Annotated in this window: 27 protein-coding genes; 11 read left to right on the forward strand and 16 right to left on the reverse strand. The window is 61.9% G+C overall.

Annotated features, from left to right (window positions below):
- Nucleotides 1–3: 3 nt before the first annotated feature.
- Nucleotides 4–645, reverse strand: coding sequence for a LysE family translocator (locus tag C5L10_RS31825; RefSeq protein WP_105432957.1), 642 nt, complete (start codon nt 643–645; stop codon nt 4–6).
- Nucleotides 646–759: 114 nt separating this feature from the next.
- Between C5L10_RS31825 and C5L10_RS31830 the strand changes: the two genes are divergently transcribed.
- A complete protein-coding gene (locus tag C5L10_RS31830; RefSeq protein ID WP_371412015.1) occupies nt 760–1263 on the forward strand; it encodes a MarR family winged helix-turn-helix transcriptional regulator in 504 nt (167 codons plus the stop codon).
- A gap of 1 nt (nt 1264) precedes the next feature.
- Complete coding sequence (locus C5L10_RS31835; protein WP_245448330.1) at nt 1265–2461, forward strand: multidrug effflux MFS transporter; 1197 nt, start codon at nt 1265–1267, stop codon at nt 2459–2461.
- A gap of 55 nt (nt 2462–2516) precedes the next feature.
- On the opposite strand, the gene C5L10_RS31840 is transcribed toward C5L10_RS31835, so the two are convergent.
- Nucleotides 2517–3740 carry an argininosuccinate synthase gene (locus C5L10_RS31840; RefSeq protein WP_105432959.1) on the reverse strand — a complete coding sequence of 408 codons (1224 nt, stop codon included), beginning with the start codon at nt 3738–3740 and terminating at the stop codon, nt 2517–2519.
- Here C5L10_RS31840 and C5L10_RS34040 point away from each other — a divergent pair.
- Nucleotides 3739–3957: a hypothetical protein gene (locus tag C5L10_RS34040; RefSeq protein ID WP_172717286.1), complete on the forward strand. Its 219-nt coding sequence runs from the start codon at nt 3739–3741 to the stop codon at nt 3955–3957. The two genes, C5L10_RS31840 and C5L10_RS34040, sit on opposite strands and share 2 nt — an antisense overlap.
- Here the strand turns inward: C5L10_RS34040 and C5L10_RS31845 are convergent.
- Complete coding sequence (locus tag C5L10_RS31845) at nt 3853–4143, reverse strand: type II toxin-antitoxin system RelE/ParE family toxin (protein WP_105432960.1); 291 nt, start codon at nt 4141–4143, stop codon at nt 3853–3855. The two genes, C5L10_RS34040 and C5L10_RS31845, sit on opposite strands and share 105 nt — an antisense overlap.
- Nucleotides 4140–4388, reverse strand: coding sequence for a type II toxin-antitoxin system ParD family antitoxin (locus C5L10_RS31850; RefSeq protein ID WP_105432961.1), 249 nt, complete (start codon nt 4386–4388; stop codon nt 4140–4142). The genes C5L10_RS31845 and C5L10_RS31850 overlap by 4 nt, the downstream gene beginning before the upstream one ends.
- Nucleotides 4389–4505: 117 nt before the next feature.
- Here C5L10_RS31850 and C5L10_RS31855 point away from each other — a divergent pair, with 117 nt between their 5' ends.
- On the forward strand, nt 4506–5366 hold the full coding sequence (locus C5L10_RS31855; RefSeq protein ID WP_105432962.1) for an SDR family NAD(P)-dependent oxidoreductase: 861 nt from the start codon (nt 4506–4508) through the stop codon (nt 5364–5366).
- A gap of 70 nt (nt 5367–5436) precedes the next feature.
- The gene (locus C5L10_RS31860) at nt 5437–6078 is read left to right on the forward strand and encodes a LysE family translocator (RefSeq protein ID WP_046665101.1); all 642 of its coding nucleotides are present in this window, start codon (nt 5437–5439) and stop codon (nt 6076–6078) included.
- On the opposite strand, the gene C5L10_RS31865 is transcribed toward C5L10_RS31860, so the two are convergent.
- From C5L10_RS31865 to C5L10_RS31880, 4 genes are all read right to left on the reverse strand, one after another.
- The gene (locus tag C5L10_RS31865; RefSeq protein WP_105432963.1) at nt 6062–7321 is read right to left on the reverse strand and encodes an RNA polymerase sigma factor; all 1260 of its coding nucleotides are present in this window, start codon (nt 7319–7321) and stop codon (nt 6062–6064) included. The two genes, C5L10_RS31860 and C5L10_RS31865, sit on opposite strands and share 17 nt — an antisense overlap.
- Complete coding sequence (locus C5L10_RS31870) at nt 7321–7674, reverse strand: YciI family protein (protein WP_105432964.1); 354 nt, start codon at nt 7672–7674, stop codon at nt 7321–7323. The genes C5L10_RS31865 and C5L10_RS31870 overlap by 1 nt, the downstream gene beginning before the upstream one ends.
- Nucleotides 7675–7776: 102 nt before the next feature.
- Nucleotides 7777–9015: a 23S rRNA (adenine(2503)-C(2))-methyltransferase RlmN gene (gene rlmN, locus C5L10_RS31875; RefSeq protein WP_046637419.1), complete on the reverse strand. Its 1239-nt coding sequence runs from the start codon at nt 9013–9015 to the stop codon at nt 7777–7779.
- A gap of 221 nt (nt 9016–9236) precedes the next feature.
- Nucleotides 9237–9875 carry an invasion associated locus B family protein gene (locus tag C5L10_RS31880; protein WP_371412016.1) on the reverse strand — a complete coding sequence of 213 codons (639 nt, stop codon included), beginning with the start codon at nt 9873–9875 and terminating at the stop codon, nt 9237–9239.
- A 254-nt stretch (nt 9876–10129) separates the two neighbouring features.
- Here C5L10_RS31880 and C5L10_RS31885 point away from each other — a divergent pair, with 254 nt between their 5' ends.
- Nucleotides 10130–10693, forward strand: coding sequence for a sigma-70 family RNA polymerase sigma factor (locus C5L10_RS31885; protein WP_105432965.1), 564 nt, complete (start codon nt 10130–10132; stop codon nt 10691–10693).
- Nucleotides 10694–10705: 12 nt separating this feature from the next.
- Here the strand turns inward: C5L10_RS31885 and C5L10_RS31890 are convergent, their stop codons facing one another.
- The 4 genes from C5L10_RS31890 to C5L10_RS31905 all read right to left on the reverse strand — a co-directional run bounded on the left by C5L10_RS31890 (nt 10706) and on the right by C5L10_RS31905 (nt 12808).
- On the reverse strand, nt 10706–11104 hold the full coding sequence (locus C5L10_RS31890) for a YkvA family protein (protein ID WP_105432966.1): 399 nt from the start codon (nt 11102–11104) through the stop codon (nt 10706–10708).
- Nucleotides 11105–11161: 57 nt separating this feature from the next.
- Entirely contained in the window at nt 11162–11464 is a 303-nt protein-coding gene (locus C5L10_RS31895) for a 4a-hydroxytetrahydrobiopterin dehydratase (RefSeq protein ID WP_105432967.1), read from the reverse strand.
- A gap of 36 nt (nt 11465–11500) precedes the next feature.
- The gene (gene thpR / locus C5L10_RS31900) at nt 11501–12091 is read right to left on the reverse strand and encodes an RNA 2',3'-cyclic phosphodiesterase (protein ID WP_046637415.1); all 591 of its coding nucleotides are present in this window, start codon (nt 12089–12091) and stop codon (nt 11501–11503) included.
- A gap of 66 nt (nt 12092–12157) precedes the next feature.
- Nucleotides 12158–12808: an arylesterase gene (locus C5L10_RS31905; protein ID WP_105432968.1), complete on the reverse strand. Its 651-nt coding sequence runs from the start codon at nt 12806–12808 to the stop codon at nt 12158–12160.
- 77 nt (nt 12809–12885) lie between these two features.
- Between C5L10_RS31905 and C5L10_RS31910 the strand changes: the two genes are divergently transcribed.
- From C5L10_RS31910 to C5L10_RS31925, 4 genes are all read left to right on the forward strand, one after another.
- Entirely contained in the window at nt 12886–13599 is a 714-nt protein-coding gene (locus C5L10_RS31910) for an ABC transporter ATP-binding protein (RefSeq protein ID WP_105432969.1), read from the forward strand.
- Nucleotides 13596–16139 (forward strand): ABC transporter permease, encoded by a 2544-nt coding sequence (locus tag C5L10_RS31915; protein WP_105432970.1) that lies wholly within the window; start codon nt 13596–13598, stop codon nt 16137–16139. Before C5L10_RS31910 ends, C5L10_RS31915 begins: the two co-directional genes overlap by 4 nt.
- 234 nt (nt 16140–16373) lie before the next feature.
- Complete coding sequence (locus C5L10_RS31920) at nt 16374–17156, forward strand: Bax inhibitor-1/YccA family protein (protein ID WP_046605219.1); 783 nt, start codon at nt 16374–16376, stop codon at nt 17154–17156.
- A 109-nt stretch (nt 17157–17265) separates the two neighbouring features.
- A complete protein-coding gene (locus C5L10_RS31925; protein ID WP_105432971.1) occupies nt 17266–17823 on the forward strand; it encodes a GNAT family N-acetyltransferase in 558 nt (185 codons plus the stop codon).
- Nucleotides 17824–17832: 9 nt separating this feature from the next.
- Here the strand turns inward: C5L10_RS31925 and C5L10_RS31930 are convergent, their stop codons facing one another.
- From C5L10_RS31930 to acnA, 4 genes are all read right to left on the reverse strand, one after another.
- Entirely contained in the window at nt 17833–18222 is a 390-nt protein-coding gene (locus C5L10_RS31930) for a DUF2794 domain-containing protein (protein ID WP_046631850.1), read from the reverse strand.
- Nucleotides 18223–18515: 293 nt separating this feature from the next.
- Nucleotides 18516–19265 carry a thioredoxin family protein gene (locus tag C5L10_RS31935; RefSeq protein ID WP_046665112.1) on the reverse strand — a complete coding sequence of 250 codons (750 nt, stop codon included), beginning with the start codon at nt 19263–19265 and terminating at the stop codon, nt 18516–18518.
- Nucleotides 19266–19460: 195 nt separating this feature from the next.
- On the reverse strand, nt 19461–20198 hold the full coding sequence (locus C5L10_RS31940; protein ID WP_205837115.1) for a sulfite exporter TauE/SafE family protein: 738 nt from the start codon (nt 20196–20198) through the stop codon (nt 19461–19463).
- A gap of 115 nt (nt 20199–20313) precedes the next feature.
- Complete coding sequence (acnA, locus tag C5L10_RS31945; protein ID WP_105432972.1) at nt 20314–23007, reverse strand: aconitate hydratase AcnA; 2694 nt, start codon at nt 23005–23007, stop codon at nt 20314–20316.
- Nucleotides 23008–23278: 271 nt separating this feature from the next.
- Between acnA and ccmA the strand changes: the two genes are divergently transcribed.
- Entirely contained in the window at nt 23279–23923 is a 645-nt protein-coding gene (gene ccmA, locus C5L10_RS31950) for a heme ABC exporter ATP-binding protein CcmA (RefSeq protein ID WP_105432980.1), read from the forward strand.
- The last annotated feature ends 169 nt before the right edge of the window (nt 23924–24092 follow it).

The raw sequence follows: 24092 nt of genomic DNA on the forward strand, positions 1-24092 counted from the left end.
CCTTCAGGCCCGTCGGTAGCCGAACAGGCCCGGTGCCGAGTGCCAGAGCGCCTGCACTGCAAAACCGATGAACAGCAGTCCGGAAAGCCGGACGATCACCCTCTCATGTTTCCGATAGAACCGCCGCACCACGCCGGCGCCGATAATCCCGATCAACACCAGATCGGCCGTCAGGAACCCGATCAGCGACACGGCGAGAAGAAGCGGCAGCGCGCTGAAATCCAGTGCATCGGCAGAACTTGCAAGCAGCGCGGTGAACGTCGCCAGCGCCACCGGATACCCCTTGGGGTTCGTCAGGCCGAAGATAAGCCCGCGCCGCAGCGGTTTTTCGACCGTCACCAGAGCGCCTCCATTCACCTTCGGCTTCGCCCGCAATGCGCTCCAGCCGATCCAGCCGAGATAGAGCCCGCAGAAAACCCCGAGTATGTCGAAGAGCGTGGTGCCGACCGTCTTGGCACCGATGATCGCCACCAGCGCCAGTCCGGACCACAGGATGTCCCCCGCCAGATGGCCGCCCATGAAGAAGGCCCCGGCCTGCCTACCCTGTCCGGCACCGATGCCGAGCAGCGCCAGGAATGCCGGCCCTGGAATGAGCGTATAGGCAAGCGCCGCGAAAAAGGCGCCGGCAAGCAGCGATGATGACATGATGGTCTCCGTCGGAAGGCTGCGACAATCTCGCCTCCGGTTTTACCGGTGTCAATGCAACCAGAGCCCCCCTTTTCCGTTTGCCTCGCATCCGAAAGATAGTAAGGGTGCCTTATGAAATTCGACGACGAGGCAAAGGGTGCCGAAAAGCATATGGACATTCTGGGGTTCCTGATCGTCGACAGTGCCCGACTGCTGCGTGCCGCCTTCGAGCGCCGCATCGCCCAGGCAGGCCTGGGGTTGACACCCGGGGAAGCCCGCGCCCTGATCAACATCGCAGCTCTCGACGGCAGCCGCCAGCTCGACATCGCCGCCCGCATGGGCGTCGAGCCGATGACGCTCTGCGCCTATCTCGACAAGCTGGAGGCACTCGGACTGGTGGAAAGGCAGCAATGCTCCGCCGACCGGCGCGCCAAGCGGATCAATCTCACGGAGACTTCCAGCGAGATGATCGGTTCGATCCGCAACGAATTGAACGCCATTCTTGGCCAGGCAACCGAAGGCCTCAGCGAGGAAGACAACCGGGTCCTGCGCGAGGCGCTGGCCCTGTTCAACGCCAACCTGCAAGCCGCCGTCCCCTCCGCCGCACTGCAGACTGCACCTCATGAAAGCCGATAACATGCCGCCTATACCCGCTCGGATGAGCGAGCGCCGAACCACGATCATCGGCGCCCTCCTGACGGCGATCGGGCCGATTTCCATGGCGATCTACACGCCGGCGATGCCGGAACTGGTGCGCGCCTTCGACACCACGGAAGCGGCGATCAAGATGTCGCTGTCGCTCTATTTCGCGGGCTTTGCGCTGGCGCAGCTGGTCGCCGGTCCCGTCTCCGATGCCTTCGGCCGCAAGACCGCCTCGCTGAGCTTCCTGCTCATCTATCTTGCCGGTTCTCTGCTTGCGGCCTTTGCTCCGACGGTCGAGTGGGTGCTCGCCGGCCGCCTGATCCAGGGTATAGGCGCTTCGGTCGGCATCACCGTGTCGCGCGCCATCGTGCGGGACCAGTTCAACGGCGGCGACGCGGCGCGGATCATCAACACGATGGGCATCATCCTGGCGATCGGGCCGTCCCTCGGCCCGACGATCGGCGGCCTTGCACTCGCCGCCTTCGGCTGGCGATCGGTATTCCTGCTGATGGTCGGCTTCGGTGCCCTGCTCGTTTTTCTCTCCACCGTCTGCCTCAAGGAGACGACCGTGCCGGATCGCAGCCGGCTGAAGCCGCTGCGGCTCGTCCAGGCCTATGCGGAAATCGTCGCCTTGCCGCGCTTCCTGTTCACCGCGGTCGTTCTCGCCGGCGCGGTGGGCTCCATGTATGCCCAGGCGGCGGTGCTGCCGTTCATCCTGATCGAGAAGGTCGGGCTGACGCCGACCCAGTTCGGCCTGAGCATGCTGATGCAATCCGGCTTCTTCCTGATGGGCTCGGTCTGCCTGAGGGTCATATCGAGGTGGTTGCCCGCCGAACGCGCTCCCCTGGTCGGGCTGATCTTCAGCGGCAGCGGCGGCGTCGTCATGGCCCTTTCGGTCCACTACCTGCCGCCATCCTTCCTGTCGGTCATGGTGCCGGTTGCCATGTGCGCCTTCGGGATCGCCTTCGTGTCGCCCTACATGACCGCGGCGGGCCTCATCCCCTTCCCGCATATTGCCGGGTCCGCATCGGCAATGATGGGCTTCATCCAGATGGGCGCCGGCTTCGTGGGCGGCGTCGCCGCCGCCTCGATCGGCTCGCCGCTGCCGGCCTTCGGCATCGTCATTCCCGCCATGCACTTGGTCGCCGTGCTCGGTTACATCGGTTTCCGGATCGCCAGCCGCAGGGCATGAAAAAACCCGCCTCCCCTTTCGGGCAGGCGGGCTTCGCTGATCGGGTTTTGGGGAATTACTTGCCCAGATTGCGCTTGGCGAGGGTGCGCAGGCGCAGCGCATTGAGCTTGATGAAGCCCGCCGCATCCTTCTGGTCGTAGGCGCCCTGGTCGTCCTCGAAGGTGACCAGCTTGTCGGAATAGAGCGACTTTTCGCTCTCGCGGCCGATGACCATGACATTGCCCTTGTAGAGCTTCAGCGTCACTTCGCCTTCCACATGCTCCTGGCTCTTGTCAATCAGCGCCTGCAGCATTTCGCGCTCCGGCGAGAACCAGAAGCCGTAATAGATGAGCTCCGCGTAACGCGGCATGATGTCATCCTTGAGATGGGCGGCACCACGATCGAGCGTGATGCTCTCGATCGCGCGGTGGGCCGCAAGCAGGATCGTGCCGCCGGGGGTCTCGTAGACGCCGCGCGACTTCATGCCGACATAACGGTTCTCGACGAGGTCGAGACGGCCGATGCCGTTGTCGCGGCCGTAATTGTTGAGCGCGGCAAGCAGGGTCGCCGGCGACATGGCAACACCGTTGATGGAAACCGCGTCGCCTTGTCTGAAGCCGACCTTGATGACGGTCGCCTTGTCCGGAGCAGCTTCCGGCGAGATCGTGCGCATATGCACGTATTCGGGAGCCTCGATGGCCGGGTCTTCGAGAACCTTGCCTTCGGACGACGAATGCAGAAGGTTGGCGTCGACGGAGAACGGCGCCTCGCCCATCTTGTCCTTGGCAACCGGGATCTGGTTTTCCTCGGCGAATTTCAAAAGATCGGTGCGGCTCTTGAAAGCCCAGTCGCGCCATGGCGCAATGACCTTGATATCCGGGTTCAGCGCATAGGCCGAAAGTTCGAAACGGACCTGGTCGTTGCCCTTGCCGGTGGCGCCGTGGGCGATCGCGTCGGCACCGGTCTTTTTGGCGATCTCGATCAGGTGCTTGGAGATCAGCGGGCGGGCAATCGAGGTGCCGAGCAGATAGACGCCTTCGTAGACGGCATTGGCGCGGAACATCGGGAAGACAAAATCGCGCACGAACTCCTCGCGCACGTCCTCAATGTAGATCTCCTTGATGCCGAGCATCTCGGCCTTCTTGCGGGCCGGCTCCAGTTCCTCGCCCTGGCCGAGATCGGCGGTGAAGGTCACCACCTCGGCGCCGAGTTCGGTCTGCAGCCATTTCAGGATGATCGAGGTGTCGAGACCGCCGGAATAGGCGAGAACGACCTTCTTTACGTCTTTCGGGAGTGCCATGTCGATTTACGTCCGTCTGCGGGTGGAAGCGGTTCTTGAAACTGCCAAGTCAGGAATTGCGGCACTTTTAGCGAGTTTCCTGAGGCGCGCAAGAAAAACCCGGCAAAGCCGATCAGAGATGACGGTCGAGGTTCATTCGCTGATGCAGGACGCGGACGATGGAAATCTTCTTGGACGCTTCTCGATAAATGATGAAATGGGACTGGTACGCGAGTGATTGATACCCGCGCTTGATTTCGTCGATCTTCCGACCGCTTCTCTCGCCTGACGAAAGTGCTCTGCAAAAGTTTTGTATTCCAAACGTATATTCTTCAGCCTGGGTGACTCCCCAGGTTGCTTCCGTATAGTCGTAGATGCGATCAATGTCCGCGACAGCCTTGGGCGTGAAGATCAGAGTTTTCATCGCTCGGCACGTGCGGCTCGCTTTTTCTCGATAAATTCATCGAAGTCGAAAGGCTGCGGCTCGCCCGAGGCCTCGCCTTCTTCGATCGCCGCGCGTATGGCCTCGATACCGCCCTCGCTGTCGCGCAGAAGCCGCAAGGCGGCCTCCACCACTTCGCTTGGCGAACTGTAGTTGCCGCCGCTCACCTGCCTGTCGATGAACTCAGTCAGTTCCTCATCCACTGTGATCGATGTCATCTTGCCCATGAAGCGGCTCCGGTGTGACGCCCTCTCTTGTGACGCCCTTGTCATGTTGACAGGTTTTGATGAGGGTACCATATCCCGCCCGACCTTTGAACAGCAGCGCCCCAGAGGAGATCTGCCATGACCATCACTCATCCCGCTCTGAAAAAGGACAACGTCGCCGTGATTACCGGCGCCGCATCGGGCATCGGCCTTGCCGCCGCGAAGGAGTTTGCCAGGATGGGTCTTTCGGTCGTCCTTGCCGATCTGGAGGGCGACAAGCTCGCGGAAGCAGCCCACGAGGTCGCGGCCCTTGCCGAAGACGGCGAGGCGGATGTCGCCGCCATCGGCACCGACGTTTCGAAGCCGGACGAGATCGAGGCGCTGGAACGCGCCGTCCTCCAGCGTTTCGGCCGGGTGCATGTGCTGATGAACAATGCCGGCATCAGCCCGGGGAGCTCGATATTCGGGCCGCAGGTCAACTGGGACAGCATTTTCGCCGTCAACCTTTTGGGCGTCATCAACGGCACGCGGACGTTCGGTCCGGCCATGATCGCCCATGGCGAGCCGTCGCTGATCGTCAACACAGGATCGAAACAGGGGATCACGACACCGCCGGGCAACCCCGCCTACAATGTCGCCAAGGCCGGTGTGAAGGCGTTCACCGAAGCGCTCCAGCACGAGCTGCGCAGCACGCCCGACTGCCATGTGTCGGCCCATCTGCTCATCCCCGGCTTCGTGTTTACCGGCCTGACGAAAGGCGACCGCGTTGAAAAGCCTGCCGGCGCCTGGACGCCGGAACAAACGGTCGAGTTCATGCTTACCAGCCTCGCGCGCGGCGACTTCTACATCCTGTGCCCTGACAATGACGTGGATCGGGCAACCGACGAACGTCGCATGGCCTGGGCAATCGGCGACATCATCGAGAACCGTCCGCCGCTGTCGCGCTGGCATCCGGATTTCGCGGATGCATCAAAGGAATTCATCAACGGGCGTCGATAGATTGATTTGGCAAGGCTTCGAAAGCCGGGTAAATGGAGCATTCCTTTACCCGGCTATTCGAGCGTGACCCATGGAATTCCTGCCGAGCCTTGCCGCCCTGCTTGCCTTCACCGCCGCGGGCCTGCTTCTGGCCCTGACGCCCGGGCCTGACATGACGCTGTCGATCAGCCGCGCGCTCGGCGAAGGCCGGCGCCCGGCTCTGTTCGTGGTGCTCGGCACCAGCCTCGGCGTCGTCTGCCATACGCTGCTCGTCGCCTTCGGCATCTCGGCTCTGATCACCGCATCGCCGACCGCCTTCTTCATCCTGAAGACCGGCGGGGCAGCCTATCTCCTGTGGCTGGCGATCCAGGCGATCCGCTTCGGCTCGAACTTTTCCGTCGAGCAGGTTGAAAAGACCGCGAGCAGTCCGCTCGCCAACATCTCGACGGGCTTCTGGGTCAATATCCTCAATCCAAAGGTCATCATCTTCTTCATGACCTTCCTGCCGCAGTTCGTGACGGCCGGCGATCCGCATGTCACCGGCAAGCTGATCTTTTTCGGCTTCTATTTCATCGTCATCGGCATGCCGGTAAACCTGATCGTCGTTCTGGCCGCAGACTGGCTTTCGGGCTGGCTGCAGGCCAACCCGAAGGTCCTGCGGGGCATCGACTACACTTTCGCCGGCGTCTTCTCGATCTTCGCGGCAAAGATCTTCTTCACGCAGGCCCGGTAGGAAGATCATCCAGCCGTTCCGAAAGAAACCGCCTTTCCGCCTCGGACTGGGAAAGTTCGATCGCCCGGCGGTAGGCAAGCCTTGCTTCATCTATCTGCCCGTCCCGGGCCAGAAGATCGGCTTGAACGGCATAAAAAGGCTGGTACTCCACCAGAGCGATGGCAATGGGTTTGAGACAGGCCAATGCGGTAGCCGGACCTTCCACGTAGGACACGGCAACGATCCGGTTGAGTTCATAGACGGGATTGTCGGCGGTACGGGTGAGTTCTGCATAGAGCGAGGCGATCTGCTGCCAGTCCGTCCTGGGAAAACTCGGCGCTTCGGCATGCACGGCGATGATCGCCGCCTGTATTTGATAAGGGCCGGGTCGCCGGCGGCACAGCGCCTGTTCGATGAGAGCAAGGCCTTCCGAAATCTCGGCCCGGTCCCATAAACGTCGATCCTGAGCCTCAAGCGTCAAAATCTCGCCGCTGGCGCCGATCCGCGCCGCCCGCCGGGCGTGATGCAGCAACATCAGCGCCAGCAATCCCTCGATCTCGGGTTCGTCGGGCTTGAGCTTGGTCAGCAGCCGGCCGAGGCGGATCGCCTCCTCGCAGAGATCGGCGCGGATATGATGGCCGCTTCCAGAGGCATAACCTTCGTTGAAGATGAGATAGACGACCGCGAGCACGCTTTCGAGCCTTGCGGCCCAGCCGTCTGGCCCCGGAACCTCATAGGCAATGCCGGCCTTGGCAATCTTGTGACGGGCACGCACCAGCCGCTGGGCCATGGCCTCGTGCCCGTCCAGATAGGCATTCGCGATCTCTTCGGTCTTCAACCCGCAGACCGAACGCAGGGTCAAAGCCACGCAGGTCTTTTTGTCGAGCGCTGGATGGCAGCAGGCGAAGATCAGCTTCAGCCGCTCGTCGCCGATCGGATCGGGCTCGTCTGCTGCGGCAGATCTGTTATCCAATTCGATGAGATGCGCAATCTCCGCCGATTTTGCGTGGAAATTGGCCGAGCGCCGCAGCCGGTCTATGGCCTTGCGTCGAGCAACCTGCATCAACCAGGCATTCGGCGATGCCGGCAAACCGTTCCGGTTCCAATGGATCAATGCGGATTCGAGCGCATCCTGCAGGCCATCTTCAGCCAGCTGGAAATCCCTGAGCGATCCGACGAGGCTGGAAAGAAGGCGGCCGCCGTCCTGCCGGGCGATCCTGTCGATCGCCTCGGCAATCGGAGCCCTCGCCGCAGGGCCATCCATCAGCGGTCGAAAACCATGATCGGCCGCACTTCCACCGCACCGTGAGCCGCACCGGGGATCATCGCAGCATAGCGGATCGCATCGTCGAGCGAAGAGCAATCAAGGATGTAGAAGCCGGCAAGCTGCTCCTTGGTTTCAGCGAAAGGACCATCCATCGTTTCGGTCCTGCTGTCCCGCACGCGCACGGTCGTGGCGGTCGTCGCGGGCTGCAGCGCATCGCCGCAAACGTAGACGCCGTCGCGCTTATAGGTCTCGTTGGCGAGCTTGTAGCCCTCCATCATTCGGCCGAAATTCGGAGAATCGGGAGGCGTCATCGTTGCCGGGTTCGTGTAGATCAGCGCCATATATTTCATGTCCGTATCCTCGGTTCAGCCACCGCTCCATTGCGATGGTGACCGATAACGAACGGGATGCAAGCCGATCGACATGCGCCCCGTGAAATAATTCCGGCTGCCTCAATCGTCCTCGCCGTGGCCGGCGATCATCATCGCCTCGAAAGCGAGACGGTCGGTCTTGCGCATCCGCTCCGATTCCGACTTCAGCTGGCCGCAGGCGGCAAGGATGTCGCGGCCGCGCGGGGTGCGGATCGGCGAGGCGTAACCGGCCTGGTTGATGAAATCGGCGAATTTTTCGATCTGCGCCCATTCCGAACACTGATAGTTCGTGCCCGGCCAGGGGTTGAACGGGATCAGGTTGATCTTGGCCGGAACGCCTTTCAAAAGCTGGATCAGCGCCTTGGCGTCTTCCAGGCTGTCGTTGACGTCCTTCAGCATCACGTATTCGAAGGTGATGCGGCGGGCGTTCGAAAGCCCCGGATAATTGCGGCAGGCCTCGATCAGCTCCTTCAGCGGATATTTCTTGTTGATCGGCACCAGCATGTCGCGCAGGTCGTCGCGCACCGCATGCAGCGAGATCGCCAGCATGACACCGATCTCGTCGCCGGTCCGGTAGATTTCCGGCACCACGCCCGAGGTCGACAGCGTGACGCGGCGCTTCGACAGCGACAGCCCGTCGCCGTCGGTCGCGATCAGCAGCGCGGTCTTGACGCTCTCGAAATTGTAGAGCGGCTCGCCCATGCCCATCATCACGACATTGGTGACCTTACGGTCGCCGGTCGGCACATAGGCGCCGGGCGGCGTGTCGGTGCCCGGAAAGTCACCCAACCGGTCACGGGCCAGCAGCAACTGCGACAGGATTTCTTCGGCGGTCAGGTTGCGCACCAGCTTCTGGGTGCCGGTGTGACAGAAGGAACAGGTCAGCGTGCAGCCGACCTGGCTCGAGATGCAGAGCGTGCCGCGGCCTTCTTCCGGAATGTAAACGGTCTCGACTTCCACCGGACGGCCGGCGCCGCGCGGCGGAAAGCGCAACAGCCATTTGCGGGTGCCATCGTTGGAAACCTGTTCCTCGACGATCTCCGGACGCGCGATGGTGAAATGCGCCTTCAGCATCTCGCGCATGTCCTTGGCGACATTGGTCATCGCGTCGAAATCGGAGACGCCGCGGATATAGAGCCAGTGCCAGAGCTGGCTGACGCGCATGCGTACCTGCTTTTCCGAGACGCCTTTTTCCTTCAGCGCCTGCGCCATGTCCTCGCGCGTCAGCCCGATCAGCGACGGCTTGGTGCCGAAGAGATCCGGGTTGGCGACGAGCGGCTTCTTGATGGCGACCGGCGCCAGAGCCTCTGAGACTGACATTCTTTTATCCCGTTCGAACACATGCAGCTTTCCCACATTCGATCAGCGGGAAAGTCGGGGCATGTTGAATGCGTGAAACCTGTATCGGCCCATCGGGCACATGTGCCGGACCTTCGTTGAGGCGGGCTTTATCATCAAATAGCCGCCGCGTCACTATTCTTCAAGAAATGCAAAAGGCCGGTCAGGGGACCGGCCTTCCAGTTCTTGCTGCGTGCGGACGCTTATTTGCAGGTTTCGATCTGCTTCAGCGCTGCCGCAATGCCCTGCAGCGAATAGGCATAGGAGGTCTTGGTGCCACGGCCGGAAACGGCGCTGACGCTCATGTTTTGGCCTGTCTTCATCGCCGCGACGAGCGCCGGCTCCTCGGCGGCGTTCTCGACCCAGGCCGCCTTGTCCTTGGTGAACATCGTGAAGTTCTTCTTGTCGATCGTCACGGTCACCTTGGAATTCGGCTGCAGCACGTATCCCACCATCGCCTGCGGCTCGTAGGAAATGTTCTGTCCGGGCCGCTGCGAGACGATGAAGAAGATATCGCCGTGATCGACGCTGGCCGGCTCCTTGGTGGTCGGCACCGAAAGCACGTAGCAAACATTGCTGGCGCCCGACTTGTAGGAATAGGCGCCCCATGCCTTGAACTGCTGGATACGGGTTGGACCTGCGGCCGCTGCTGGTGCCTGGGCCTGCTGCGGCTTGGCCGGACCGGTAGCCTTCGGCGCCTGAGCCGATGCCAGGCCGGCGCTTGCAGCCAAAATTGCCAATGCGGTTGCGATTGTTCTTACAGACATGGTCTCCTGCCGGTTTTGTTCGTTCAACGGCCCGAGCGGGCAAGCCTTGCCAGGCATGATCCTGATTCGGCGCATTTTGACTTGATCCTGGTTACCAAACCGTCAACCAGACCATTAGAATTTGCTGAATCTCCTGCCCTGGCCCCTCGCTGCGTAGGAATAGCACTCGCCGCTATGCCTCCAAAGACCCAACCAGCAGAATTTCCATGCGTTTCGTCAATCAGTGACACAAGGATTGGGGCAAGAGTTTGTCCTTTTCCTAACTCTCACAATGACATTAGAATGGCCGAATATGACGCGAATCTCATCGGAAACTGTGCGCAGCGTAAATGGATGTAGACGAAAGAGACCACTTCGCCGGCTTGGTAAGGGCAGTGGCCGATGAGCGCGATCAGGCAGCCTTTACCGTGCTGTTCGATTATTATGCGCCGCGTCTGAAATCCTGGCTGGTGAAACGGTCGATGCGACCCGACGATGCGGAGGAACTCGTCCAGGAGGTGATGGCCGTACTCTGGCACCGCGCCGGCCTCTACGATCCGGCCCGGTCCTCCTTGTCCACCTGGCTTTTCCGCATCGCCCGCAACCGTCGCATCGATGCGGAACGGCGGGCGAGGCACAAGTATCTGGACGTCTACGAACCCCTGTTCTTCGTGACCGAAGCGCCGGGCGCCGATACGATCTTCGAAGGCGAGGAACGAGACGCGCAGGTGCGCGCAGCGCTTGCCGACATCCCCGGCGAACAGATGGAAATGGTGCGGGCGGCCTTCTTCCTCGGCCAGTCCCATTCGGAAATCGCCTCGTCCACGGGTCTTCCGCTCGGTACGGTGAAGTCGCGAATCCGGCTCGCTTTCGAGCGTTTGCGGCGGGTTCTCGACGATCCTTCGGAGGGATAACGCCCCTTGAGACTATTTGCCGCGGACGCCCTCGGCGATGTCCGGATTGTCCGCCAGCGCCAGATCGGCGGCCTCGTAATGGCGGTCGGCAATGTGCCCCTGGATCATCCGGAAGGCTGCCGCGAGCACCGCGACATCGTCGGTGAAGCCGACAAGAACGAACATGTCCGGCAGGAAATCGATCGGCATCACGAAATAGGCGAGCGCCGCAAGCAGCACGCCCCGTACACGGGTCGGCGTCCGGCGGTCGATGGCGCAATAATAGGCGGCGATCAGGTCGCGGCTGAACGGCACCTGCCGCACGGCCCGCTTCAGGGTCGGCCAGAACTTTGTCCGGACCTGCCGCTCGCGACGGCCTTGCGTATCCTCGTCACCCGGCAGCAGAATTTCGCCGATCTTCACGTCGTCCATGGTCGCTCCGTTCGCTCAACGTGTGCCCATCCAATATTAGGCTCTCGACCATGAAGTTCAATTGCGGCGCGAGGATGCCTTGTCCATGGCCCGGGCAAGCTTGAAGTCGATGTCGGTCAGCCCCTTGGTGGCGTGGGTCGTCAGCAGCACATCCACTCGCGAATAGACGTTCGACCATTCCGGGTGGTGGTTGAGCTTCTCGGCGGACAGCGCGCATTCGGCCATGAAACCGAAGGCCTCGATGAAGGTCTTGAACTTGAAGCTCTTGAAGATCGCATCGCCTTCCGGCTTCAGATCCCAGCCGTCAAGCGTCCCGAACTCGCGCTCGACGCCCGCCGTATCCAGCTTTTCGTAGTTCATCGTCCAACGCTCCTTCGGAAAAGGGGCTGCTTCGGGTCAAAGGAGGCTTTTAGCCGGCTCCATGTCGCCAGCATAGGCCGTGCCGTAGCTCGTCTCCTGCAGCGGGAAGATTTCCTCCGTCAGATAGGGCCCGCCGCCGACCGATTCCTTCGACGACAGCAGCACGAAACGCGGCACCGTGAAGGGCGCTGTATAGAAGTTGCCGCGGCCGGAAAGGTAGTGGACCACGTCGTCCAGCCGGCAGTTCTTGAGCCGCGCCAGCGTCACATGCGGGGTGAACTTGCGGGGATCCGGCGGCAGGCCGAAACGTTGGCAGATCCGTTCGATCTCCGCCTGCAGCGCATATATTTCCGGGGAGGGCGAAACGCCGGCCCAGATGGAATGCGGCTTTTTCGACCCGAAGGAGCCGATCCCGGTCAGCGTCGCCTGGAATTCCGGCCGGTCGATGCGGTCCAGCCGGTCGACGATCTCGTCGGCGGTGCGGCCGTCGACATCGCCGATGAAGCGCAGCGTGATGTGATAATTCTCCACGTCGATCCACCGGGCACCGGGGATCCCGCCGCGCAGGAGAGACAGGCTCATCGCTACATTGCGCGGAACTTCGAGGGCGGTGAAAAGTCTCGGCATAGGGACCTCCTCGAATCTTTTGCAGATGCTAACAGCGAATCATGCAACGGAGTTCCGCGCAAGCTGTTATTTTCCCTTATCCTTAATAGCCCCCAGGAAGCTTTTGACAGGTTCGACGGTCTTTTCGACCATCACGGCGACCCCTTTGGCGTTCGGATGCATGCCGTCCGAGAGCTGCAGGCTGGAAATCGTCGTGACCCCATCCAGGAAGAACGGATAGAGCGGCACCGCATATTTGTCGGCCAGCCGCTTGTAGATCGGGTTGAACTTTTCGGCGTAATTCCCGCCCATGTTCGGCGGCGCCAGGATGCCGATCAGGAAGACCGGGATCTTCCGTTCCTTCAGCCGCGCCAGGATAGCGTCGAGATTTTTTTCCGACTGGTCCGGGGAGATGCCGCGCAGCGCATCGTTCGCGCCGAGCTCGAGGATCACGCCGTCCGTGCCGTCGGGCACCGACCAGTCGATGCGCGAAAGTCCGCCGGCCGTCGTATCTCCGGAAACGCCGGCATTGGCGACCACGACATTCTGCCCCGCGGCTTTCAACGCCGCCTCGAGCTGGGCCGTATAGGACTCGGAAGGCGCAAGCTGGTAGCCTGCCATCAGGCTGTCGCCGAAACCGACGATCTGGATCGCCCTGTCCTGCGCAGCGGCCGGCAATGCGGCCAGCCCCAGCACGGACATGACGATGAAGTGAAGCAGGCTTGCTTTAAAACTCACGATCCGTCTCCTAGATTGAGCGCGACCGCAATGCGGTACTCGGGTTACGCTTCACGCCTAATATAGGACGGTTCGATTTGACTAAAACCATCATCACACTGAAGAAAGCCGATCTGACCCTGGGCAGCGCGGCAGCCTCGGTGCATGTGCTGAAGCAGATCGACCTCGAAATCCGCGCAGGCGAGGCCGTCGGCATCGTCGGACCTTCCGGCTCCGGCAAGTCGACGCTGCTGATGGTCCTGGCCGGCCTCGAACGGCTCGACAGCGGCGAGATCGTCATCAACGGCGCTCCCCTTCACGCCCTTTCCGAAGACAGGCTTGCCGATTTCCGCGGCCGCAATATCGGCATCGTCTTCCAGTCCTTCCACCTGATCGCCAACATGACGGCGCTCGAAAACGTCGCCGTTCCGCTCGAACTCGCCAATGTCAGGGACGCCTTCGAGATCGCCAGGCAGGAACTGACCGCCGTCGGCCTCGGCGAGCGGCTGAGCCACTATCCCGGTCAGCTTTCCGGCGGCGAGCAGCAGCGCGTGGCGATCGCCCGCGCCCTCGCCCCCTCGCCGTCCGTGCTGATCGCCGACGAACCGACCGGCAATCTCGACACCGAGACCGGCCGGCAGATCGTCGACCTCTTATTTTCGAAACAGGCGGAGCGCGGCATGACCATGCTGCTCGTCACCCATGACAATGCGCTTGCCGCCCGCTGTTCGCGCCAAATCCGCGTCCGCTCCGGCGAGATCGTTGGTGACAGCGCCACCGCTCACGCGACCGTTCAGGCGGTCTCCGCATGAGGCCGGCCTTTCCGCGCCTTTCGATTTCCTTCCGCCTGGCGCTACGCGAAATGCGCGGCGGCCTGGCCGGCTTCTACATCTTCCTCGCCTGTATCGCGCTCGGCACCGGGGCGATCGCAGCCGTCAATTCGGTCTCGCGGGCGATCACCGGCGCCATCGCCTCCCAGGGCCAGGAAATCCTTGCCGGCGACATCCGTTTCGAATTGAACAACCGCGAAGCCACCGACCAGGAACGCGCGTTCCTCACCAACCTCGGCAAGGTCTCCCTCTCCACCAGCCTGCGTTCCATGGCCCGCAAGCCTGACGGTTCCGAACAGGCGCTGGTCGAGGTCAAGGCGGTGGACGACGCCTATCCGCTCTACGGCAGCTTCGGCGCCGAACCTTCCGCACCGCTGCCCGACCTGCTTGGCAAGCAGGGAGAGACTTTTGGCGCACTGGCAGCCCCGCTTCTGCTGGAACGCCTCGGCCTCAAGGACGGCGACCAGCTTCTGCTCGGCAATGCCCGGCTGACATTGCGCGGCACGATCACTGCCGAGCCCGACGCGCTTTCCGACGGTTTCGGCTTTGCCCCGCGCCTGATCGTCAGCCGTGAGGCACTCGCGGCCTCCGGCCTGATCACCACCGGCAGCCTCGTCGAACATGCCTACAAGGTGCGGCTCGACGACCCGGCGGTCCGCTCGACGCTCGCCGCCCGCGCCAATCGCGAATTCCCGAGCGCCGGCTGGTCGGTCCGCACCAGCGACCGTGCCGCCCCTTCGCTCACCGAAAACGTCGACCGCTTCTCGCAATTCCTGACGCTGGTTGGCCTGACGGCACTGATCGTCGGCGGCGTCGGCGTCGCCAATGCGGTGCGCGCCTTCCTCGATGCCAAGCGCACCACCATCGCCACCTTCAAATGCCTGGGCGCGCCGGCCTCGGTCGTGACGATGATCTATCTCATCCAGATCATGCTGCTTGCAGTCATTGGCATCCTGATCGGTCTCGTCATCGGCGCCGTCTCGCCCTTCGTGGCGCTGCAATTCCTCGAAGGCGTACTACCGGTTCCGAAAGAAGTCACCTTCAACCCATCGGCGCTGGCGCTTGCCGCGCTGTTCGGCATCCTGATCACCTTCGCCTTCGCGGTTCTGCCGCTCGGCCATGCCCGCGAAGTTCCGGCAACCGCCCTCTTTCGCGAACAGAGCTTCGACAATACCCGCCTTCCCTCCTGGCCCTATCTTCTGGCCGCCGGCCTGGCGCTCGCTGCCCTGGCAGCGCTGGCCATCTTCTCTGCCGAGGAACGCTTCATCGCCTCCGTTTTCCTCGCCGCCGTCGCCGGTGCCTTCGTGCTCTTGCGCCTCGTGGCAGCCCTGATCGCCGCACTTGCCAAACGAAGCCCGCGGGTCAATTCGCCGGCGCTGCGGCTGGCGATCGGCAATATCCACCGGCCGGGCGCGCTGACGCCGTCGGTCGTGCTGTCGCTCGGCCTCGGCCTTGCCCTCCTCGTGACGCTCGCCCTGATCGACGGCAACATGCGTCGCCAACTGACCGGCAGCATCGCCCAGCAGGCGCCGAATTTCTTCTTCGTCGACATCCAGGGACCGGAGCGCGACGGTTTCGTCAACATCCTGAAACAACAGGCGCCGGAGGGTGCGATCACCCAGGTGCCGATGCTGCGCGGAAGAATTCTCGCTTTCAACGGCCAGGACGTGACCCAGATGAACGTGCCGCCCGCCGGCCGCTGGGTGCTGCGCGGCGACCGCGGCATCACCTACGAGGAGAAACTTCCTTCCAACTCCGCGCTGACGGCGGGACAATGGTGGGCTGCTGACCATACCGGCGAACCGCTGGTCTCCTTCTCGGCGGAAGAGGCCGGCGAACTCGGCCTGAAGATCGGCGATACCGTCACCGTCAACGTGCTCGGCCGCAATATCACCGCCCGCATCGCCAATTTCCGCAAGGTTCAGTGGGAATCGCTATCGATCAATTTCGTGATGATCTTCTCGCCCAATACCTTCCGCGGCGCACCGCATGCCTGGCTCGCGACGCTCAGCGATCCCAAGGCCACCGCCCAGCAGGAAGCCTCGATCCTGCGTGCCGTCACCAACGCCTATCCGACGATCACCAGCGTTCGGGTCAAGGACGCGATCGATATCGTCGACCAGCTCGTCGGCCAGCTCGCGGCCGCGATCCGGGCCGCAGCCGCCGTTGCGCTGATCGCCTCCGTGCTGGTGCTTGCCGGTGCGCTGGCGGCCGGTAACCGCGCACGCACCCATGACGCCGTCATCCTGAAGACGCTCGGCGGCACGCGCAGCATGCTGATGCGCGCCTTCAGCTACGAATACATGATCCTCGGAACTGCGACGGCGCTCTTCGCGCTTCTCGCCGGCGGCCTCTCCGCATGGTTCGTGGTCAGCCGGATCATGCGGCTGCAGTCGGTCTTCCTGCCCGACATTGCAGTGCTGACGCTCGCCGTTTCTCTGGTTTTGACCGTCGGAATTGGCCTCGCCGGCACATGGCGCATATTAGGGCAGAAGGCCGCGCCGGTGCTGCGCGAGCTCTAATTCGACCACAGGTAGTATTTCCCGTTAACTCTCTGATCAAATTCCCGTCAGAGCGTCCCATAGGTTGCTAAAGAGCCCCGATAGCTTGCGTTTTTCGCTTGTCACAGCTCTTGTATGTGAAACGATCTCGCATCATATTTATGCTCAGGCTTGCTGGAGCTCCGCAGCGGCGCCTGGGTCCGTAAAAAAGGGGGCCCGACACCGTGAATAATTCCGGAGCTTAAAGAGGAAACAATGGCTGACTTTAACAACTACCAGACCCGGGCGGCGCAGGGTCGCGCCCAGTCCGGCGCGATGATCGATGAAGGCCTGCGCGCCTACATGCTCAAGGTCTACAACCTGATGGCTGTCGGCTTGGCTATCACCGGTATCGCCGCCTATGGTATTTCGGCCCTCGCAACGACGACGGATGCGGCTGCAGCTGTCGCCCGGCTTCCGAACGGCATCCTGCTGACCAGCCTCGGCGCTGCGATCTACGGTTCGCCGCTTCGCTGGGTCGTCATGCTCGCGCCGCTCGCGGTGGTGTTCTTCCTGAGCTTCCGCGTTCATAAGATGAGCGTCGGCGCGGCACAGGCCACTTTCTGGGGCTACGCGGCCCTGATGGGTCTTTCGCTGTCGTCGATCTTCCTCGTCTACACGTCGCAAAGCATCGTGCAGACGTTCTTCATCACGGCTGCCTCCTTCGGCGCCCTGTCGCTTTACGGCTACACGACGAAGAGAAGCCTGTCGGGCATGGGCTCGTTCCTGATCATGGGCCTGTTCGGCCTGATCATCGCCTCGATCGTCAACATCTTCCTGGCGTCTTCGGCCCTCGGCTTCGCGATCTCCGCGATCGGCGTGCTGATCTTCGCAGGCCTCACCGCCTACGATACCCAGAAGATCAAGGAAATGTACTTTGACGGCGACGACGTCGCGGTTGCTGGCCGCAAGGCCATCATGGGCGCTCTGACCCTCTACCTCGACTTCATCAACCTCTTCACGTTCCTCCTCCAGTTCCTGGGCAACCGGAACAACTGATCTCGAGGAATTCGGATAGGAAAAGGCGGCCTCCGGGCCGCCTTTTTTATTGCCCGGCCTCGCGCCACGGCATAGGCTTGGCGATCCCTTTCAACGGCCTGAAATCTCAATGACATTCCATCTCCGCGACGCCTCCCCCGCCGATCTTCCCGCCATCACCGAGATCTATCGCGACAGCGTGCTGAACGGCACCGCAAGCTATGAGATCCTGCCCCCCGACCAGGCGGAGATGACGGCCCGTTTCGAGGCGATCCGAGCCAAGGGTTACCCCTATATCGCAGCGGAACAGGAAGACGGCACCCTGCTCGGTTATGCCTATGCATCCGCCTTCAGGACCCGCCCCGCCTATCGCTGGCTGGTCGAGGATTCGATCTACCTGGCGCCGGAAGCGCGCGGCAAGGGCGTCGGAAAGGCGCTGCTCAAGGAGCTGCTGGTGCGTTGCGAGGCGCTCGGTTTCCGCCAGATGGTCGCCGTCATCGGCGGCGCAAGTCCCGCTTCCGTGGCGCTCCATCGCGGCCTCGGCTTCGAACTGACGGGCACCCTGAAGGGCACCGGCTTCAAGCACGGAAAGTGGCAGGATACGGTGCTGATGCAGGTCTCGCTCGGCGAAGGCAATGAAACAGACCCGGATCCCGGCGTCTATCCCGGTTCGCTGTTTACCGAGTAGCGCGCCGCCTCAGTCGATCAGTTTCAGCACCTTGTCGAACACCTTGAGCACCTGCGGCAGCTCATGGCCACGCTTCATGATCATGCCATGGGTGTTCATCACGGAGTAGGCGCCCTGCTTGCCGGCGAGCTTCGGGTTCTTCTCTATCCGGAAGAGCGGGCTTTCGCCTGAGCGTTTGAAGACGGAGAACACGGCCCGGTCCTTGAGGTGGTCGATCGCGTAGTCCTTCCACTCCCCCTCGCCGACCATTCGGCCGTAAATCCTCAAGATCGCATCGAGTTCGCGCCGGTGGAAGGTGACCGGCGCGGGATCGCGGTTCTGCCGATATTCACTGAGATCGACGACGACGGCTGCGTCCCGGGGTCTCTGGCTCCCCGGCAAATCCGGCTGATCTGTCATTAAGACTCCCAAATCGTCAAATGTCAGAGATGTGACAGTGTGCCCGAGAGGCCGTAAAAATCAACCCCGGCAATTCGCCGGGAACGAACCGTCACGATTTTATTCTTGCCCCATTTCGAACAAAAGAGTGCCCGATTTCGAAGCGAGATTGGCATCGTTGGTTGGCGCCGTTTTCAGCGCCATATGGCCCGGTCTGGTGCATTGACCCTTACCCCCAGCCCCCCAATGTTATTGGATCGGGCCGCCAACAAGAATTCACGCACAATCCGGCAAGCCAGAAACCGCGTCCGCGGTCAGTATTTTTTGCGGCCTGCCATCAGCACGGTCGCGCCGAGAATTGCCGCAGGCTCGCCGCCCGGGCCGGACGTTTGCAGCAGGATCGCGCAACCATCCTTCTTTGACTTGCCCATCAGCTTGCCCGGCAGGGTCAGCTTCATGCTCTGGCCGTTCCAAGTGCCGACCGACTGCACGTCATAGACGGCGTGCCAATATTCCATCGTCTTGCCGCTGTTTTCACCCTTGGTGACATCCACCAGCTGGCGCTTGGTGAAATAGGCGACGACCACGTCGGCCTGGCCCTTGCCGTCGCCGATCTCGATCTCGATTTCGTCGCCGCGCATCGCCGCGGTGACCGGGACGTCGAGCCCCTTGCCGGTTTGGCCGAGCGCCTTCACCTTGTCGTTGATGATAGTGAGGTCGTTGCCCTTGACGTGATCCCGGCCGTTGATGACGGCCTGCGGGGTATAGACGCCGCTCCGCCCCAGCGTCTTGGCATAGCCATATTGCCGCTCGGTATTTTCCTTGGAGCTCAGCGTGTCGGTCCAGCCGAGATAGTTCCAGTAATCGACGTGATAGGAAAGTACGACCATGTCTCCCTGCGCCACCAACTCACCCAGAGCGGCATCGGCCGGCGGGCAGGAGGAGCAGCCTTGGGAGGTAAAAAGTTCGATCACGCCCTTCGGCGCCCTGACCTCTCCTGCAAATGCAGTGCCCGCATAAAACAGGCCCGCAACAAGGAGTACGGAGCGAAAACGAAAGGGCATGGGTGGCAGACCTTTTTATCAGGGTAGCTGTTATCCACGATTGCTCGCGGCGATCAAGGGCCTAACGCACGGGATGGCGGAAAGTAACCACCGGGCACCCTCAAGAGAAAGTCACGAAGGGGTGAAGACCGGATATTTGATCGGTTTCCGAATGCGTTTCGTCGGGTGTCAAACTTGGCGAAAAACGCGCCGAGGTCAAATCAGTTTGAGCAGGCCCTGAGTAAAATAAACGGCACCCACGCCGGTGACGATCCAGCGCGTCCAGGCGCGGAAATTCTGGTCGGTCATCTTCTGCAGTATGTCGTTGCCGGCCCGCGCCCCGAGGATCGCGATCGGCGCCGCGACCAGGACCGCAATCCATTCGGTGGTCGGCAGTTCCGAGGCCGCGTTCCAGTAGAACACCACCTTCGTGGCATGCGAGGCGACCTGTACGGCCGCCTTGGTGGCGATCACCTTGCGCCGGTCCATCGTCGTGCGGATGAAGAAGATATCGATCGTCGGCCCCGATACGCCGACGCCGACCGTCAGCGCACCGGCGATCAGTCCGCAGGCCAGTGCATGCAGCGGTTTCGAGGCATCGAGCCGCAGCTTCGATACCGGCATCCAGACCAGGATCGGCATCAGCCCGATGGCGATCGACACGACGATCAGGTCCGGCTGATAGTCGACGATCAGCAGGATGATGCTCGAGATGACCAGACCCAGGCCCAGGATGCCGAGAATGCGGTAGTCGATATAGGCGCGCGAGAACCAGGCACGCGACCCGTTCGAGACTGTCTGGATGACGCCATGGATGGCGATCGCGGTACTGACGGGAAAGAGGAAAAGCAGCACCCAGAGCAGGATCAGCCCGCCCGCCATGCCGAAAATTCCCGAAAGCAGCGATGTCAGGAAAACGGTGACGGCCATTCCGATGAGGATGACGACGGTCAAGGGCACGGGACCTTGGGGAGGACGATGTCACGCCGGGGACAGTTGTGCGGACATCGGCTATGGGCAAGGAAATCCGCCGGAGGTTTCGCTCCGGCGGATGATTGGCTGTTGTCGCTTAGGCGGCGAGATCGCGCAGAACGGTCTGCAGAATGCCGCCATTGTTCATGTAGATGACCTCGTCGAGCGTATCGATGCGGCAGAGGATGTTGATTTCCTTCACCGTGCCGTCGCCGTAGGTGATCTTGGCGATCTTCCATTCGCGCGGCTTGATGTCGCCTTCGAGACCGAGAATCTCGACGGTTTCGTCGCCCTTGAGGTCGAGGCTGGCCCAGGTCGTGCCCTCTTCGAAGACGAAGGGAACGACGCCCATGCCGACCAGGTTCGAGCGGTGGATACGCTCGAAGGACTGGGCGATGACCGCCTTGACGCCGAGCAGGTTGGTACCCTTGGCGGCCCAATCGCGCGACGAACCGTTGCCGTATTCGACGCCGGCGAAGATGACCAGCGGAACGCCCTCGGCCTTGTACTGCATGGCCGCGTCGTAGATCGACATCTCTTCCTTGGACGGATAGTGGAAGGTGAAGCCACCTTCCTTGCCGTTCGGGCCGAGCATGTAGTTGCGGATGCGGATGTTGGCGAACGTGCCGCGCATCATCACTTCATGATTGCCGCGGCGCGTGCCGTACTGGTTGAAGTCGGCAACGCCGACCCCATGGCCCGTCAGGTAGGCACCGGCCGGCGAAGCGGCCTTGATCGAACCGGCAGGCGAGATGTGGTCGGTGGTGATCTTGTCGCCGAAGAGACCGAGGACGCGGGCGCCCTTGATGTTCTTGAGGCCCGAGCCTTTCTTGCCCATGCCGACGAAATAGGGCGGGTTCTGCACATAGGTCGAATCGTCGTCCCAGGCATAAGTCTGGCCCGGAGGAATCTTGACCGCCTGCCAGTTCTCGTCGCCCTTGAACACGTCCGCATACTTGGTTTCGTAGAGTTCGCGGGTGACGTATTTCAGGATGAATTCCTGGACTTCCTTCGAGGTCGGCCAGATGTCCTTGAGGTAGACCGGGTTGCCGTTCTGGTCTTCGCCGAGCGGTTCCGTGGTCAGGTCCTTCTGGACCGAACCGGCGAGCGCATAGGCAACGACGAGCGGCGGCGAAGCGAGGTAGTTCGCCTGGACGTCCGGAGAGATACGGCCTTCGAAGTTACGGTTGCCCGAGAGCACGCCGGCGGCGATCAGGCCCTTGTCGTTGATCGTCTTCGAGATCGGCGCCGGCAGCGGGCCGGAATTGCCGATGCAGGTGGTGCAGCCGAAACCGACCAGGTTGAAGCCGAGCTTGTCGAGATCGGCCTGCAGGCCGGACTTGGCAAGGTATTCGCCGACGACCTGGGATCCCGGTGCAAGCGAAGTCTTGACCCACGGCTTGGACTTCAGGCCCTTGGCAACCGCGTTGCGGGCAAGAAGGCCGGCAGCGATCAGCACCGACGGGTTGGAGGTGTTGGTGCAGGAGGTGATTGCGGCAATTGCCACGTCGCCATGGCCGAGATCGAAATCCGTGCCTTCGACCGGGTAACGATTGTCGAGCTGGCCGGGCTTCTTGTATTCGGTATCGAGCGAACCGGCAAAGCCGGAGGCGATCTTGTCGAGCGAGATGCGACCTTCCGGACGCTTCGGGCCGGCCATCGACGGCACGACGTCGTTGAGATCGAGTTCGAGCGTGTCGGTGAAGACGAGGTCGGAACCGTCGCCTTCGCGCCACATGCCCTGGACCTTGGAATAGGCCTCGACCAGCGCGATCCGCTCAAGCGTGCGGCCGGACATCGTCAGGTAGTTGATGGTTTCGCCGTCTACCGGGAAGAAGCCGCAGGTCGCGCCGTATTCCGGACCCATGTTGCCGATCGTCGCACGGTCGGCGAGCGGCATGTTGTCCATGCCCGGGCCGAAGAATTCGACGAACTTGGAGACGACGCCCTTCTTGCGCAGCATCTGAACGACGGTCAGCACCAGGTCGGTCGCGGTGACGCCTTCCTTGAGCTTGCCGGTGAGCTTGAAGCCGATGACTTCAGGCAGCAGCATCGAGACCGGCTGGCCGAGCATGGAAGCTTCCGCTTCGATACCGCCCACACCCCAGCCGAGAACGCCGAGGCCGTTGATCATCGTGGTGTGGCTGTCCGTGCCGACGCAGGTATCCGGATAGGCGATCGTTTCGCCGTCCTCTTCCTTGGTCCAGACGGTCTGGCCGAGATATTCCAGGTTCACCTGGTGACAGATGCCGGTGCCCGGAGGAACCACGCGGAAGTTCTTGAAAGCCTGCTGGCCCCACTTGAGGAAGCGGTAGCGTTCGCCGTTGCGTTCGTATTCGAGCTCGACGTTCTTGGCGAACGCGGTCGGCGTGCCGAATTCGTCGACGATGACCGAGTGGTCGATGACGAGGTCGACGGGAACCAGCGGGTTGATCTTTTCCGGATCGCCACCGAGCGAGACCATCGCGTCGCGCATCGCGGCAAGGTCGACGACGGCGGGAACGCCGGTGAAGTCCTGCATCAGCACGCGGGCCGGACGGTAAGCGATTTCCGCTTCCGTGAGACCCTTGTTGTTCAGCCATTCGGCAACGGTAAGGATCTGTTCCTTGGTGACGGACTGGCCGTCCTCGAAGCGGAGCAGGTTTTCGAGCAGCACCTTCATGGAGAAGGGCAGCTTCGAAACGCCGGCAAGGCCGTTTTGCTCAGCCTTCGGAAGGCTGTAGTAAACGTAATCCTTACCGCCTACGGTAAGGATGGAGCGACAATTGAAACTGTCGAGAGACTTAGCCACGGAAAATAACCCCGCTGATTAAAGAGCCAACACGCGCGTGCGGACGCCTATGCACTTCATGCACATCAGGATGCGGGTACGACCATTTCCGCTGTCCGCACGAGAAGATTTTTTGGGATCTTCAGGTTCGGCGGAAGATTGAAATCACGCCGGCCGCTGGCGTGGTTGCAGTGCTTATAGATAATTTCTAAGAAGGGTTCCAGACGCTTGGCGCTCATTCCGAATAAATTTTCGGATCGCGATGATTAAAATCTTAATGAAGGTCTCCAGCATGCGGCTTTTGGCCGAAAACCTGAGCGCAAGACGCGGCGAAGACCTGATTTTCACGGATATCTCCTTTGACCTCGGAGCCGGTGAAAGCCTGGTCCTGACCGGCCGCAACGGATCGGGGAAATCGACGCTGCTGCGCGTCGTGGCCGGATTGCTGCATCCGGAAACCGGCCGCGTCACCTGGACATCCGAAAGTTCCGAATCAGGAATGCGCGCCGCCGAGGCCTGCCATTATCTTGGCCACCGCAACGCGATGAAGGCGGAACTCACCGTCGCCGAGAACCTCGCCTTCTGGAAGAGCTTTTTTGGCGACGTGGATGGCGGAAAAGGTATCTCTCCGGCCGAGGCCGCCGAAACCGTCGGCCTTGACGGCATCCTGCACCTGCCCTTCGGTTACCTCTCCGCGGGCCAGCAGCGCCGCATGGCCTTTGCAAAATTGCTCGTCGCTCATCGCCCGGTCTGGATACTGGACGAACCCACAGCGGCGCTGGATGTGAGCGCGGAGGGCGTGTTTACCGAGTTGATCGAGGCGCATCTCGGCCAAGGTGGCGTCTTGCTTGCCGCGACTCACCAACCGCTGGGGTTGGAGAATGCAAGAGAATTGCGGATGACAGGGTTTGCGGGTGTTGGGGAGGGAAGATGGTGATCGTCCTGTCCCGCGATACCCCCCTCTGCCCTGGCGGCCCCCATCGCAAGGGAATGGCTATGGTGTATGGGGCCTGGAACGGTGCTGCACTCTTAACCCTCCCCCTTGTGGGGAGGGTGGCCGGCAGGCGGGAGGGGTCTTATGGAGACAGAAAACCCCTCCCCAACCC

The sequence above is a fragment of the Neorhizobium sp. T6_25 genome (genome assembly GCF_002968555.1).
Classification (GTDB): Bacteria; Pseudomonadota; Alphaproteobacteria; order Rhizobiales; family Rhizobiaceae; genus Neorhizobium.